The sequence below is a fragment of the Massilia sp. DWR3-1-1 genome, from assembly GCF_049898325.1.
Taxonomy (GTDB): domain Bacteria; phylum Pseudomonadota; class Gammaproteobacteria; order Burkholderiales; family Burkholderiaceae_D; genus JAFCUW01.
This window is the reverse complement of the sequence record NZ_JAFCXL010000008.1, coordinates 52,218-66,857: the sequence shown is the minus strand read 5'-3', so window position 1 is coordinate 66,857 and position 14,640 is coordinate 52,218. Positions and strand designations below refer to the sequence as shown.

General features: G+C 68.6%; 9 protein-coding genes. 6 read left to right on the top strand and 3 right to left on the bottom strand.

The window, feature by feature from the left end:
* The first annotated feature begins 54 nt into the window (after positions 1 to 54).
* Positions 55 to 1,200, top strand: coding sequence for a GNAT family N-acetyltransferase (locus ACP7EY_RS10260; protein WP_426193111.1), 1,146 nt, complete (start codon positions 55 to 57; stop codon positions 1,198 to 1,200).
* Positions 1,201 to 1,215: 15 nt separating this feature from the next.
* Here ACP7EY_RS10260 and ACP7EY_RS10255 read toward each other — a convergent pair whose 3' ends face one another.
* From ACP7EY_RS10255 to ACP7EY_RS10245, 3 genes are read right to left on the bottom strand one after another with little or no spacing between them, the layout of a single operon-like run.
* Positions 1,216 to 1,860 (bottom strand): ANTAR domain-containing response regulator, encoded by a 645-nt coding sequence (locus ACP7EY_RS10255; protein WP_426193109.1) that lies wholly within the window; start codon positions 1,858 to 1,860, stop codon positions 1,216 to 1,218.
* Complete coding sequence (locus ACP7EY_RS10250) at positions 1,857 to 2,252, bottom strand: response regulator (protein WP_426193107.1); 396 nt, start codon at positions 2,250 to 2,252, stop codon at positions 1,857 to 1,859. The genes ACP7EY_RS10255 and ACP7EY_RS10250 overlap by 4 nt, the downstream gene beginning before the upstream one ends.
* Position 2,253: 1 nt before the next feature.
* Positions 2,254 to 4,731, bottom strand: a complete 2,478-nt coding sequence (locus tag ACP7EY_RS10245) for an ATP-binding protein (RefSeq protein WP_426193105.1) — start codon at positions 4,729 to 4,731, stop codon at positions 2,254 to 2,256.
* A gap of 329 nt (positions 4,732 to 5,060) precedes the next feature.
* On the opposite strand from ACP7EY_RS10245, the gene ACP7EY_RS10240 reads away from it, so the two are divergent.
* From ACP7EY_RS10240 to ACP7EY_RS10220, 5 genes are all read left to right on the top strand, one after another.
* Positions 5,061 to 5,444, top strand: a complete 384-nt coding sequence (locus ACP7EY_RS10240; RefSeq protein WP_426193103.1) for a hypothetical protein — start codon at positions 5,061 to 5,063, stop codon at positions 5,442 to 5,444.
* 221 nt (positions 5,445 to 5,665) lie between these two features.
* A complete protein-coding gene (locus ACP7EY_RS10235; protein ID WP_426193101.1) occupies positions 5,666 to 8,581 on the top strand; it encodes a response regulator in 2,916 nt (971 codons plus the stop codon).
* Positions 8,582 to 8,751: 170 nt separating this feature from the next.
* Complete coding sequence (locus ACP7EY_RS10230) at positions 8,752 to 9,807, top strand: HD domain-containing phosphohydrolase (protein ID WP_426193099.1); 1,056 nt, start codon at positions 8,752 to 8,754, stop codon at positions 9,805 to 9,807.
* A 7-nt stretch (positions 9,808 to 9,814) separates the two neighbouring features.
* Entirely contained in the window at positions 9,815 to 10,951 is a 1,137-nt protein-coding gene (locus ACP7EY_RS10225; RefSeq protein WP_426193097.1) for an FIST signal transduction protein, read from the top strand.
* A gap of 1 nt (position 10,952) precedes the next feature.
* Positions 10,953 to 14,462: a PAS domain S-box protein gene (locus ACP7EY_RS10220; RefSeq protein WP_426193095.1), complete on the top strand. Its 3,510-nt coding sequence runs from the start codon at positions 10,953 to 10,955 to the stop codon at positions 14,460 to 14,462.
* The last annotated feature ends 178 nt before the right edge of the window (positions 14,463 to 14,640 follow it).

Here is a 14,640-nt window from a genome sequence, read left to right as displayed (position 1 = left end):
CATCGGTATCAGCACACACCAGCCAGGCCGTGATCATCAAGGAAAATTTGGACAATGAATTATCGCACGCATATCGTATCGTCCCTGTCCGAGATCGGCCGCGAGGCCTGGGACGCGCTTGTCGCCGCCCAGGAGCGGCCCAATCCCTTCCTCTCGTTCGCCTTTCTCGACGCCCTGCACGCCTCGGGCAGCGCGTGCGCCGAGTCGGGCTGGCAGCCCCAGTTCATCGTGCTCTACGAGGGCGAGGGCGACGCCGCAACGCTGGCGGCGGCGCTGCCCATGTACGTCAAGATGCACTCGTACGGCGAGTACGTGTTCGACTGGGCCTGGGCCGAGGCCTACGAGCGCAATGGCCTCGATTACTACCCCAAGCTGCTCTCGGCCATTCCGTTCACCCCGGTGACGGGACCGCGCCTGATGGCGGTCGATGCGCGCACCCGCGCCGCCCTGCTCGAGGTGCTGGTGGCGACCCAGCAGGCCAGCCCCGTCTCGTCGACCCACATCCTGTACCCGCCCGAAGAGCAGGCGCAACTGCTCGCCGACGCCGGCTACATGCTGCGCAGCGGCGTGCAGTTCCACTGGCTCAACCAGGGCTACCGCGACTTCGACGCCTTTCTCGCCACGCTCGAACAGAAAAAACGCAAGAACATCCGCGCCGAGCGGCGCAAGGTGCGCGAGGCGGGGGTGACGATGCGGCGCGTGCGCGGGGTCGACGCCACCGACGCCGACTGGCGCCTGTTCAACCGCTGCTACCGCCATACCTACGCCGCGCACCGCTCGACGCCCTACCTGAACCTGGATTTTTTTCAGCGCATCGGCCGCGACATGCCCGCCAATATCCTGCTGGTGATCGCCGAGCGTGACGGCGCGCCGATCGCCGCCGCGCTGGTGATCCATTCGGACCAGGTGCTGTACGGGCGCTACTGGGGCGAACTCGAACACGTGCCCTGCCTGCATTTCGAGGCGGCTTACTACCAGCCACTGGAATTTTGCATCGAACAGGGCATCGCCGTGTTCGAAGGAGGCGCCCAGGGCGAGCACAAGATGGCGCGCGGCTTTCTGCCCACCCGCACCTGGTCGGCCCACTGGCTGGCCCATCCCGCCTTCGCCGATGCCATCGAGCGCTTCCTCGAGCGTGAAAACGGCGGCATCGACGACTACATCGACGAACTGACCGACCGCAGCCCGTTCCGCCCGTAGGCCCCTGCCGCCGGCTCAGCGGCGGCTGTCGCGGCCGGACAGGCGCTGGGCGATACCGCTGGCGACCTTGCTGTTCTTGAGAAATTCGGTGGCGACATCGACCAGCCGGCGCTGGTTCGAGCGCGCGTGCTGGCGCAAGGCGCCAAAGGCCGACTCGCTGTCGACGTGGAAGCGCTCCATCACCACCCCCACCGCCATCGCCGTTTCGCGCCCGCCCAGCAGCGCCGCCGTCAACTTCGTCTCGGACTCGTGCAAGGCGCGGATTTCACGGCCGCGGGCGATCCCGGTGATCACCGCCGGCACCAGTTGCGCCAGCTCGATCGGCTTGACCAGGTAAGCGACCGCGCCCTGCTCGGCGGCGCGGCGCACGAACACTTCGCTGCTGCTGGCCGACATCATCAGGAAGGGCAGCGGCTGGCCCGCCGACAGGCTGTGCACCAGTTGCAGGCCGTTCATGTCGGGCATGTGCATGTCGATCAGGGCCAGGTCGGGCGCCCGGCTGCCGTCGGCCAGCAGCTCGACCGCCATCTTCGCCGAACTGGCCAGGCGCACGTCGTAGCCGGACGCCTGCAGGGCGTTGGCCAGCAAGGCGAGCAGGTAGGCATCGTCGTCGACCAGCAAAATGAGCGGGCGCACGGGGGTGGCGGGGGCATCCATCATTGCGCTCCGCGTTCAAATTTGTCGAGCATGTCGATGATCCGGTTGGCAGTGTAGGGTTTGATGACGAAGCCGCTGGCGCCGCCGTTGAGGGCCGCCAGCACCTTGTCGAGGGCGCTGTCGGCGCTGACCATGACGACGAAGGCCTTGCTGCCGGCGGCGCGCGCGGCGGCCAGCGCCGCCAGGCCGTCCATGCCGGGCATGTGAATGTCCAAAAATACCAGCGCCTCCTGGTACGCGGCCACGCCCAGCAACTGCGCCGCCTGCGCGCCGTCCTGGGCGAAGGCGATATAGTGGTAGCCGTTCTGACGCAGCAGCGAGGCGAGCAGGTCGCGCATCATCGCGTCGTCGTCGGCGATGATCACGGGGGTTTCTTTTACATCTTTGCTCATCATGTCAGCTCATCTCCAGGTCGGACAGTTCTTCCAGCGCCATCAGGCGCGCGTAGGCGGCGCGGGCGCCGTCGCCATCGCCGCTGCGGGTCGCGCTTTCAATCTGCCCCGCCAGCGCCGTCACGCCGGGGTAGCCGAACGAGGCGCCGGTGCCGCGCAGCGAGTGGCTCAGTTCCGCCGCCTGCGCCAGGGCGCCGTCGGCGAGCAGCGTGCCGAGCGTGCGCAACTGGCCGCCCAAGGCGCCGGCAAAGGCCTCGCGCAGTTCGGCGTAGCCCGGCAAATCCTCGAAGCGGGCGCCCTCGCCATGGCCGTTGTCCTGCTCCAGCAGGTCCGCCAGCACGCGCGTCAGTTCGGCCACGTCGATCGGTTTGCTGACGCTGCGGGCAAACCCGGCGGCGCTGTAGCGCGCGACGTCGTCCTGCATGACGTTGGCCGTCAGCGCCACCAGCGGGCGGCCGAAACCGGCCGCCTTGAGGATGGTGGCGGCGCGCAGACCGTCCATCACCGGCATCTGGATATCCATCAGCACCAGGTCGAACTGGCCGGCCAGCGCCGCCTGCACCGCCTGGGCGCCGTCTTCCACCACCTCGACCGTCAGGCCAAGACGGGTCAGCAGGGCGACGATCAGGATGCGGTTGTCGGGACCGTCTTCGGCCAGCAGCACGTGGCCGCTCAGTTGCGACTCCTGCGGCGGGCGGAGCGACCCGGCCGCCGCGGCGGGGTCGGCCAGCGCCAGCGGCGCGCTGTCGAGCCAGCCCGATGATTCCACCGCGTCGGCAGCGATACCGGCCTCGAAGATCGAACCGACGTGCAAGGTGCTGCGGGCGCTGACGCTGCCGCCCATCTTGACCGCCAGTTGCTGCACCAGGTGCAGGCCCAGGCCGGTGCCGCCATAACGGCGCGCCACGCTGCTGTCGGCCTGGGTGAAGGGCTTGAACAGCGTATGGAGCTGGTGCTCGGCGATGCCGATGCCGGTGTCGCTCACGCGCACCACCAGGCGCCGCAAGTCCGCGTCGAAGTGCAGGTGCAGCTCGACCGTGCCCAGCTCGGTGAACTTGACGGCATTGCTGGTGAGGTTGAACAGGATCTGCTTCCAGCGGGTCGGGTCGCCCGTCACCTGCGCCGGAAACGGGTAGTCCACCGCAAGGTGAAAGCCGACCCCCTTGCTCGCGGCCTGGGCCGCCATCATGGTCTCGACGCCGGCGGCCACCTCGTAGGGCGAGAACGCCAGCCGCTCCAGGCTCAGGCGGCCCGCTTCGATCTTGGAAATGTCGAGGATGCCGTTGATGATCTCGAGCAGATGCTGGCCATTGCGCAGGATGATGGCGCCGGCGTCGCCGACCGCTCCGGGACCGGCGGTGTTGCGGATCACCTCGGCGAAGCCGATGATGGCGGTGAGCGGCGTGCGGATCTCGTGGCTCATCATCGCCAGAAATTCCGACTTGGCGGTGTTGGCCGCTTCGGCGATCCCCTGCAGGCGCACGGTCTCTTCCATGTCACGCTCGCGCCGCTTGAGGGCGCGGATCAGCACCACGAAGGCGGCCAGCATGGCGCACACGCTGACCCCGCCCACCAGCGACAGGGTGGCGGAAAAGCTGCGCCACTGGGCCAGGTAGAGGGCGTCGGTGACGGTGACGTTGATGATCAGGGGAAATCGGTCGACCAGGCGCGCCGCGCCCAGCCGCGACACCCGCGCCCCGCCCTCGGAAAACCGCGGCGTCTCCGTCTTGAGCACCCCATGCGGGAGCTTGAGCACGTCGATGATCTGGTAACTGCTGCCGCCGGCGTTGATCTTGCCCATCAAATTATCCTGATGGGGCCAGCGCGCCAGCACCATGTAGTCGCGCCGGTAGAGGGTGACGGTGGCGCCCGGACCGAGGTCGATTTTTTTGTAGAAATCGCTCAAAAAGGTGCTGGAAAAGCCCACCAGCGCCAGCCCGAGAAATTCGCCATGCGGCCCGGCCAGGCGCCGGCTCAAATAAAACGTCCACTGGCCGTTGCCCTTGTTGCGCACCGGCGTCGACACATACACGCCCAGCTTGGGGTTTTTCAAGTGGGCCTGAAAATAATCGCGGTCGGCCAGGTTGATCGACGGCGCCGGATGGGAGCGGGTGAAGTTGATCACGTCGCCATTGGCGGCGACGATGGTGGCCACGTCCACCTGCGGCAGGCTCTGGGTCTTGTCGCGCATGCTGTTGAAATTGGCGAGCGAGCCCATCTTGGCGCGCAGGGCGGCGTCGCTGTCGACATCGTTCGCCTGGACGCCTTCGGCAATACTCTCGAGCACCAGGAATGCCGACTTGACCTCCTGCGCCGTCTGCTCGGCCATCACCAGCGACAGATTATCAAGCTGGGACTGCCAATCGCGGGTGGATTGGTCGCGCGCGATCAAAATGGCAGCGCCAAGCGTGCACAGCACGGCCGCCACCAGAAAGCCGGCGACCAGGGAGGCTATTCTGCTGGAACGAAATTTGGATGTCATGAGGGCCTTTGGTAGAAACTGCGCGTAATTTATCACGCGAAAATAGGTTCTTGAAAGCAATTTGTTTCTTAGTCGCAATAAAACACCAGCATCAATGTTACATTTTTTGTTCTGTCATAGGGAAACCCGGCGATCTAGTCACAAAGCCCCATAGCGCCGCGGCGCCGCTGCTGCTATGGTCGGCCTGCCGATCCGGGCTTGCGGGGGGCGCGCCAAGCCGCCACAGCGCGAGGGAGCGTCGGCCGCAGCCCCCTTTACCGTCCCGGCGGCGCCCATTCCCCCCAACTCATGCAACCAGCCAAGCCAGTCTGCCACACCCGCGCGCGCCGATGAAGCAGGCCAGCGACACCACGGCGGCCGCCCGCGCGGCCTTCGGCGCGCGCCTGCGCGCCGCGCTGGACTGCGCTGGCCATGCCGCCACGGCCGAACTGGTGCACGCCGAACTGCGCCAGTGCCGCGGCAGCGACACGGTGACCATTTTTGCGGTGCGCAAGTGGCTCGCCGGCGAAGCCATTCCCACCCAGCCCTCGGTGCGCTTGCTGGCGCAATGGCTGCGCGTCGCGCCGGGCAGTTTGCGCTTCGGTCCGCTCGAGTCCACTCCCGCCGCCGCGCCCGAGCCGGCGCTACGGGCGACCCTGCGCCGGCTGAGCGACAGCGATCACCGCATGGTCGTGGAATTTGTGTCTTTCCTGTTACTAAAAAATCGCGGTTAACCGCCCGCCGCCGATCGTGCGGCACCTGGCGCTTGCGCCGGCATGCCCCATCCAGCAATGGCGCGTGCCGCTTCGTCGCGCCGGCGCGCTGAGCAAAGACGGCGCATTATTTGTGTCCTCAGGTAATGTAATTGTTACCCCCCGGGGATATCTGTGGCACCCTAGGCCAAAGCATGGACAAAACAATCGGTCGTTGTTATTTATGCGATTAAGGTCGCTCAATGTTAATTCCAAGACAACTATTTCGACACCGTTCGGATATCACCGGCTGGCTGCTGACGGTGATCGCCTTTGCCACCCTGGGCGGCAGCCTGCTGGCCTGGTATTCGGTCGAATCGGAGCGCCTGCTGGCGGCGGAAAACGATCGCCTGTCGGCCCTGTCGAAGATCCTGGTCGAGGACATCACGGTCAACCTGGTGGCGGTCGACCGCGCCCTGGCCGGCGTCATCCGCGACCGCCTGGCCGACGACAATGCGTTCGACCGGGTGGCGGTGACGCGGCGGCTGCGCGCCCTGGTCGAGGCGATGCCAGGGGTGCGCGGCATCGTCGTCATGAACGACGCCGGCACCGTGGTGGCGGCGATCCCGGAAGATCTGACGGGGCGCGACTTTTCGCAGCGCACCTATTTTACGGTGCCACGCCAGCGCGGCGACGCCGCCCTGCTGTACCTGTCGCCGCCATTTCGCTCGATCCGCGGCGACATTGTCATGAGCGCCACCCGGGTCATCCCCGCGCAATTGCGCCTGAGCGGGGTGGTCTCGGCGGTGCTCGATCCCCGTTATTTTTCCGGCATCCTGCACACCGCCCTGTATGCGCCCGACATGCGCGCCGCCATCGTCCACAGCGACGGCGCCGGCTTTGTCGCCGCCGGCGCGGTGGCGGTCAGGCCGCGCCAGGGCGCCGCCACGCTGGGCGCCACCGCGCGCATCGCGCCGGCCGGCGTGCACGTTGACCATGCGCTGACACTGCAGTTGCAACGCGACCCGGCGGTGGTGACGGCGCCCCTGAACCGCCAGGCGCAGGCATTTGGCGCCCTCTACGGCGCGCTGGCGCTGGTCTGGGCCGGCGCCCTCGGCTGGTTTCAGGCCAGGCGGCGCCGCTTCCAGCAATTCGAAGCCGAGCGCAAGCGCGAACGGCTGCAAGCGGAGGCGCTCGCCGCCAGCGAAGCGCGCTTTCGCACCCTGATCGAGGAAGCCCCGGTGGCCGTCGCCATGGCCCGCCACGGCCGCTTCATCTACACCAACCGCCGCTATAACCTGCTGCACGGCTACGATGACGACGCTGACCTGACCGGCCTGGCCTGGGGCGCCATGATCGCGCCGGCCTCGCTGGCCACCCTGCGCGAGGTGCTGGCCACGCTCGACGCCGACGCCGCCGTCGAACAACGCTTCGAGGCGATCGCGCTGGGCCAGGGCGGCGCCCTGATCCCCGTGTTCAAGGCCACCAGCCGGGTGCTGCTGGGCGACGGGCCTGCCACGCTGATCTTCGTGCAGGACATCTCGGCGCAAAAAAGCGCCGAAGGCCACCTGCTCGAAGCGCGCGACGCCGCCGAGGCGGCCAACCGCAGCAAGGCCGAGTTCCTGGCCAATATGAGCCACGAAATCCGCACGCCCCTGAACGCCATCCTCGGCATGGCCTACCTGCTCGAACGGGGCAACCGCGACGTCGAGGCGGCCTCCATGCTGCAAAAAATCCGCGTGGCCGGCCGATCCCTGCTGGGCATCATCAACGACATCCTCGACGTCTCCAAGATCGAGGCCGGCGCGATGGTCATCGAACAGCGCTGGTTCGCCCTGCAGGACGTGATTGACACCGTCGCCGCCACCATGGGCGTGGCGGTGGCCGACAAGCCGATCACCCTGCTGGTGGCGCCGCTGCCGACGGTGGCCGCCAGCGTGCTCGGTGACGCCCTGCGGCTCGAGCAGTTGCTGGTGAACCTGACCAGCAACGCCATCAAGTTCACCCAGCAAGGCAGCGTCAGCCTGACGGTGCAGGCGAACCTGCTGGCCGATGGCCGGGCCGAACTGGTCTTTCGCGTCACCGACACCGGCATCGGCATCACCGAGGCGCAGCAGCAGAACATTTTTTCAGCGTTCACCCAGGCCGACACCTCCACCACCCGCCGCTACGGCGGTTCCGGCCTGGGCCTGACCATCTGCAAGCGGATCGTCGAACTGATGCAGGGGCGCATCGGCGTCGACAGCCGCGCCGGCGCCGGCAGCAGCTTCTGGTTCGCCGTCACGCTGCCGGTGCGGGCGGCCGCCAACGGCAGTTCGGCGCCCGAGATGCACGAACTGGACGTGCTGGTGGCCGCCGCCGGGACGCCTGCCACCAGCGTCGCCGACACCGCCCGTGCGCTGGGCTGGCGGGTGCGCCAGGCCGACTGCGGCGCCGCCGTGCTGGCGGCGCTGGGCAAGGGCGCCCGCCTGCCCGGCGCCATCATGCTCGACTGGCAACTGCCCGGCGCCGGCGGCATCGCCACGCTGCGGGCGATCCGCGCGGCGGCGCCGGCCGACGCCTGCCCCGTCGTCATCCTGATCAGCGCCTACCAGGCGGGCGTGTTCGAAGCAGACCAGGACCACGGCCTGGCCGACGCCATGCTGACCACGCCGGTGACCACCTCGACGCTCTACAACGCGGTGCTCGAAGCGCGCCGCAAACGGGCCGTGTCCGAGGATACCCTGGCGCTGCCGGCGCGCGCCGGCACCGCCTTGTCGGGCCTGCACCTGCTGGTGGTCGACGACAGCGACATCAACCGCGACGTCGCCCGCCGCATCCTCGAATGCGAAGGCGCCCGGGTCGACCTGGCCGAAAACGGCCGCGCCGCCATCGACTGGCTGCTGGCCCATCCGGAGACGGTCGACCTGGTGCTGATGGACGTGCAGATGCCGGTCATGGACGGCATCGAAGCGACCACGATCCTGCGCGGCATGGCGCAATTTGCCGGCCTGCCGATCGTCGCCCTCACCGCCGGCGCCTTCAGCACCCACCAGGACGCCGCCCGCAACGCCGGCATGGACCACTTCATCGCCAAGCCTTTTGACGTGGCAACGACGATCGGCCTGATCAGGCGGCTGACGGGGCCGCACGGTGGCGCCGTCGCCATGCTGCCCGCGCCGGCGGGCAGCGCCATCTAATGAACATGGTCTAGCCCATTGGTAGTGCTTGCCCCGTTTCTGCGTGCTTTGCACCACAAGCGCTCGCCGGAACGCCAGAATTATCAGACTAATTAGTTTTCGTGTGGCAATATCTTCATTCAGCGAAATAGCGAGCACGGCAAAGCCCGCCATCGCCGCAAGGAGAACACATGGCCATACTCATCGTCGACGACAACACCACCAACCTGCTGCTGCTGGCGCAGCTGGTGCGTGGCGCCAGCGAGCGGCCGGCGACCACGTTCGAGGATCCCGTCGATGCCCTCGAGTGGTGCGAGGATCACACCCCCGAGCTGGTGCTGGTCGATTACCGCATGCCGACCCTGTCGGGCGTCGAATTCATCAGCCTGTTCCGGCGCATGCCGGGCCTGGCCGACGTGCCGATCATCATGATCACCACCGAAAATGAAGCGCGCGTGCGCGAGCAGGCGCGCGAGGCGGGCGCCACCGATTTCGTCGCCAAGCCGGTCGAGGCGAACGAGTTTCGCCTGCGCGTGCGCAATCTGCTGCAGCTCAACGAAGCGCGCACGCTGCTGGCCGACCGCGCGCTGCTGCTGCAACGCGAAGTGGCGGCGGCCACCGCCCACATCGCCGATCGCGAACGCGAGCTGGTGACGCGGCTGGCGCGCGCGGCCGAATACCGCGATCCGGAAACCGGCGCCCACCTGCACCGCATGGCCCAGTATTCGGCCCTGATCGCGCGCCAGCTCGATTGCCCGCCGCAGTTCTGCCAGCGCCTGCTGGAAGCGGCGCCGATGCACGACATCGGCAAGCTGGGCACGCCCGACTACATCCTGCTCAAGCCGGGCCGCCTGGACGACGCGGAGATGGCGATCATGCGCCAGCACGCCGCCCACGGCGCCCATATCCTCGCCGGCAGCGCCTCGCCGCTGATGCAGCTGGGCGAAGAAATCGCCCGCTGCCACCACGAGCGCTTCAACGGCAGCGGCTACCCGCAAGGCCTGGCCGGCGCCGCCATCCCGCTGTCGGCGCGCATCGTCGCCGTGGCCGACGTGTTCGACGCCTTGAGTTCGCCCCGGCCCTACAAGCGCGCCTGGTCGCTCACCGATGCCCGCGCCTTCCTCGAAGAACACAGCGGCAGCCATTTTTGCCCGGACTGCGTGGCCGCCTTCGTGCGCGCCTGGGCCGAGGTGCTGACGATCCACGCCAGTCATCCGGACGCCGAGTGCGACGGCGAGCGCATATAAGGGCCCCATGCAAATCCAACAGAGCATTCTTGCCGCCGCCGATGTCGCCCGCTTCGCACCACCCCCGCTGCCGCTGCCGGCGCAACTGCTGCTGGCGTTCGCCGCGCCCGCGTTTTTTGCCGACGACACCCTTGCCGCGCGCCTGCGCGTGGCCTATCCGCAGGCGCTGATCGTGGGCTGCTCGACGGCCGGGGAAATCGCCGGCAACCTGGTGCACGACGAGCGCTGCGTGCTCACCGCGCTCGCCTTCGAGCACACCAGCGTGCGCGCCGTCAGCACGGTGCTGGGGACGATGGCCGACTCGGCCGCCGCCGGCGCCGCGCTGGCGGCGCAGTTGCCGCACGCCGGCCTGGCGGCGGTGCTGCTGCTGGGCACCGGCGTGGCGATCAATGGCAGCGCGCTGGTGGCGGCGCTCGAACAGGGCCTGCCGCCCGGCGTGCCGCTGTCGGGCGGGCTGGCCGCCGATGGCGGCGCGTTCGCGCGCACCTGGACGCTGGGCCCTGGCGGGCGGGCCGACGACCAGGTGGTCGCCGTCGGCCTGTACGGCAGCCGGCTGGCGCTGGGCCACGGCAGCTACGGCGGCTGGCGGCCGTTCGGGCCGTCCCGCAAGATCACCCGCGCCGTCGACAATGTGCTCTACGAGCTCGATGGCGAACGCGCCCTCGACATCTACAAGGCCTACCTGGGCAGCTACGCCGCCGACCTGCCCGCCTCGGGGCTGCTGTTCCCGTTCGAACTGCAGGGCGGCGAAGCGCACGGCGGGGTCATTCGCACCATCCTCGGCACGGACGACGCGAGCGGTTCGCTGATCCTGGCCGGCAACGTGGAGGTCGACGGTACCCTGCGGCTGATGCATGCCGACACCGAAAAACTCATCGACGGCGCCGAAACGGCAGCCCGCCGCGCCGCGCCGGCACCGGCCCCGCGCGGCCAGGCGCTGGCGATCCTGGTCAGCTGCGTGGGCCGCCGCCTGGTGATGGGCGACCGCATCGACGAAGAAGTCGAGGCGGTGGCGGCGATCCTCGGCGCCGACACGCTGTTGACGGGCTTTTATTCGAACGGCGAAATCGCCGCCCCCGCCCCCGGCGCGCCCTGCCGGCTGCACAACCAGACCATGACGATCACCGTGCTGGGCGAATACTGACATGCATGCCACCCTCGCGCGCCAACTGCGCCGCAACTGCCAGATCGACGGCGATGCCACCCTCGCCGCGGTGCTGGCCGAACTGGCAGCGCTGGGCGCGCGCGGGGCGCTGTCGCCGGCGGCGGCGCAATTCGTGGCCGGCGTGCCGCTGCTGATCGAACGGATCGACACCACCTACCACCAGAGCGACCGCGATCTCGACCTGCGCGCGCGCAGCCTGCAACTGAGCTCGGACGAACTGACCAGCGCCAACGAGCGCATGCGCGCCGACCTGGCCAGCCGCAACCGCGTGCTGGCCAGCCTGCGCGACGCCGCCGACAATCTGCTCACCGCCGAGCATGCCGCCCGGCCGCTGGCGGCCGATGACGACGACGACATCGAAGCGCTGTCGGGCCTGCTGGCCGAGCTGGTGCGACAGCAGGAGCTGCGCCGCCTGGAGCTGGCGCACCAGCGCTTCGCGATGGACCAGCACGCCATCATCAGCGTCACCGACACGGCCGGGGCGATCGTCAGCGTCAACGACAAGTTCTGCGCCATCAGCGGTTACACGCGCGATGAGCTGATCGGCCGCAGCCACCAGATAATCAACTCGGGCGAGCACACGGACGATTTTTTCCAGCAGATGTGGCGCACCATCGGCGCCGGCGGCGTCTGGCGCGGCGAAATCCGCAACGTCTCCAAGCAGGGACGCGTCTACTGGGTCGACGCCACCATCGTGCCCTTCCTCGACCGCCACGGCGCGCCGCTGCGCTACATCGCCATCCGCACCGACATCACCGCCAACAAGCGGCTGGCCGAGGCGCTCAGCGCCAGCGAGCACGAATACCGCGGCGTCGTCGAGAGCCTGTCGGAAGTGGTGTTCCGCGGCGATGTCCAGGGCCGCTGGACCTTCCTCAACGCGGCCTGGACGGCCATCACCGGCCACCCGGTCGAGACCAGCCTGGGGCGCGAACTGTTCGATTTCATCGATCCGCGCGACCGCCAGCGCGTGCGCGACGGCTTTCACCGCATGGTCGGCGGCGCCCGCCGCAGCACCCGCCACGAGGCGCGCTACCTGACCATCGGCGGCGCGGTGCGCTGGCTTGACGTCAACGCCCGCGTCGAGTTCGACCAACACGGCGCCTGCCGCGGCATCACCGGCAGCCTGAGCGACGTCACCGACCGCCACCGCGCCACCCGCGAGCTCGAAGACAACCTCAAGTTCGTCGATACCCTGATCGAGTCGGTGCCGCTGCCGCTGTATCTGACCGGCCCGGACGGCGCCTACCTGCGCGCCAACCTGGCCTTCACCGGCCTGTTCGGCCGCTCGCACCGCGACGTCATCGGCCTGCGCGCCGAGGACCTGCTGCCGGCGGCGCAAGCGGCGGCGCTGCGCGCCCATGACGCCGAGGTGTTCGGCCTGCACGGCATTCGCACCTGCGAAGCGACGCTGAGCGCCGGCAGCCGTGATCTCGATGTCCTCTACAGCAAGGTGGCGCTGGCGCGCGCCGACGGCACCACGATCGGCCTGATCGGCACCATCGTCGACATTTCGCCCCACAAATCGGCCGAGCGCGCCATGCATGCGGCGATGGAGGCGGCCGAATCGGCCAGCCGCGCCAAGAGCGAATTTTTGGCCAACATGAGCCACGAAATCCGCACGCCCATGAACGGCATCATCGGCATGACCGACCTGGTGCTCGAGTCGTCGCTCGATGCCAGCCAGCGCAGCCACCTCGACATCGTCAAGTCGTCGGCCGACGCCCTGCTCGAGATCATCGACGACATTCTCGATTTCTCGAAGATCGAAGCGGGCATGATGCGGCTCGAATCGGCCTCGTTCGACCTGGCCCGGGTGGTCCAGGACGGCCTGCGCGTGCAGTCGAGCCGGGCGCGCGCGAAAAACCTCGAACTGGCGCTCGATATCGACCCGGCGCTGCCGCGCATGGTGGTGGGCGACCCGGGGCGGCTGCGCCAGATCCTCACCAACCTGGCCGGCAACGCCGTCAAGTTCACCGGCGCCGGCGAAGTGGTGGTGAGCGTGCGCGCCGTCAGTTGCGCCGGCGGCCGCGTGGGCATCGCCATCGCCGTGCGCGACACCGGCATCGGCATCGCCGCCAACCAGCAGGAGGCCATCTTCGCCGCGTTCCGCCAGGAAGACGGCTCGACCACGCGGCGCTTCGGCGGCACCGGCCTGGGGCTGACCATCACCCGCCGCCTGGTCGAACTGATGGGCGGCACCATCGACATCGACAGCACGGTCGGCCAGGGCAGTACCTTCACCGTGCGGCTGTCGCTGGCGCTGTGCGACGATGCCGCGCCCGGCGCCATGCCGGCGCAGCCGGCGCCGCTGGCCGGGCGCACCGTCATGTGCGTCGACGACAACGCCACCAGCCAGTCAATCCTGCGCAACCTGTTCGAGCGCTGGGGCTGCGATGTGGTGCAGCAGAACGACGGCGGCGCGGCGCTGGCCTGGTGCGGCTCGGCCAGCGCGCGCCCGCTCGACTGCATCGTGCTCGATTTCGCCATGCCCGGCATGGACGGCTTCGACACGGCGCGCGCCCTGTCCGGCCTGCCCGCCTACGCCGGCGTGCCGATCCTGCTGCTGTCGTCGTCGGGCGTCCCCGGCGACGCCGTGCGCTGCCGTGACCTGGGCATCCAGGCCTTCCTGCTCAAGCCGACCCGCCCGGAGGAACTGTTTGGCGCCCTCCATGGCCTGATCGGCCACCCGCGCGAGCAGGCGGCCGCGCGGCCCATCATCACGCGCCACTCGCTGCGCGAAGCGGCCGTGTCGCTGTCGGTGCTGCTGGTCGAGGACAACGAATCGAACCAGCACCTGGCCAGCATCCTGCTCACCAAGTGGGGACACCGGGTGAGCATCGCCGCCGACGGTGGCGATGCCCTGCGCCAGCACGCCGAGAAACCGTTCGACCTGATCCTGATGGACCTGCATATGCCCGTGCTCGACGGCTTCCAGGCCACCACCGAAATCCGCCGCCGCGAGCAGGCCGGCGCGGCGCGCACCGTGATCATCGCCATGACCGCCAACGCCCTCCAGGGCGACCGCGAAAAATGCCTGGACGGCGGCATGGACGACTACATCGCCAAGCCGTTTCGCATGCAGGCGTTTCGCCAGGTGATCGACCGCCATGCGCTGGCGGCGCGCACGGTCGACAGCGTGGGCACGCCGCCGGCGCCGGCCGGCTACGATTACGCGCGCGCGATCGCCGCCGCCGATGCCGATTCGGTGGCCGCCATCGGCCGCCATTTCGTCGACGCCCTACCCGGCCAGTTGGCCGCGCTCAAGAGCGCCGCCGCCGCGGGCGACCTGGTGCGCCTGCAGCGCGAAGCACACACCCTGACGGGATTGTTCGGTACCTTCCTGGCCATGCCGGCGATGCAGGCGGCGGCGGCGATCGACCGCAGCGTCGGCAACGCCACCCTCGACAAGCTGCCCGCGCTGATTGGCGAACTCGACGCTGAAACGCAACGCTTCAGCGCCGCCATGCGCGCCCTCCTGCCCCCGGCCTGAGCCGCAGCGTGGGCGCCGCCGGCGCGCCCATCATAACCAACAGTCGCCGTCTTTTTCTCCGCCGCGCGGCCTAACTTTCCGAAACAGCCACTTGAACCGATGAATTTGTCGTAAAAAGCGGGTCAAAGTCGGTGCCCTAATGTAACCGAAAGTATTTATCAAGTTTCCTGTGCCACAC

What these genes read in the sequence shown, in the direction of transcription:
- ACP7EY_RS10250 (WP_426193107.1), bottom strand. Translation starts at nt 2,252, where the DNA reads ATGATGAGCAAAGATGTAAAAGAAACCCCCGTGATCATCGCCGACGAC.
- ACP7EY_RS10235 (WP_426193101.1), top strand. Translation starts at nt 5,666, where the DNA reads ATGTTAATTCCAAGACAACTATTTCGACACCGTTCGGATATCACCGGC.
- ACP7EY_RS10225 (WP_426193097.1), top strand. Translation starts at nt 9,815, where the DNA reads ATGCAAATCCAACAGAGCATTCTTGCCGCCGCCGATGTCGCCCGCTTC.
- ACP7EY_RS10240 (WP_426193103.1), top strand. Translation starts at nt 5,061, where the DNA reads ATGAAGCAGGCCAGCGACACCACGGCGGCCGCCCGCGCGGCCTTCGGC.
- ACP7EY_RS10245 (WP_426193105.1), bottom strand. Translation starts at nt 4,731, where the DNA reads ATGACATCCAAATTTCGTTCCAGCAGAATAGCCTCCCTGGTCGCCGGC.
- ACP7EY_RS10255 (WP_426193109.1), bottom strand. Translation starts at nt 1,860, where the DNA reads ATGATGGATGCCCCCGCCACCCCCGTGCGCCCGCTCATTTTGCTGGTC.
- ACP7EY_RS10230 (WP_426193099.1), top strand. Translation starts at nt 8,752, where the DNA reads ATGGCCATACTCATCGTCGACGACAACACCACCAACCTGCTGCTGCTG.
- ACP7EY_RS10220 (WP_426193095.1), top strand. Translation starts at nt 10,953, where the DNA reads ATGCATGCCACCCTCGCGCGCCAACTGCGCCGCAACTGCCAGATCGAC.
- ACP7EY_RS10260 (WP_426193111.1), top strand. Translation starts at nt 55, where the DNA reads ATGAATTATCGCACGCATATCGTATCGTCCCTGTCCGAGATCGGCCGC.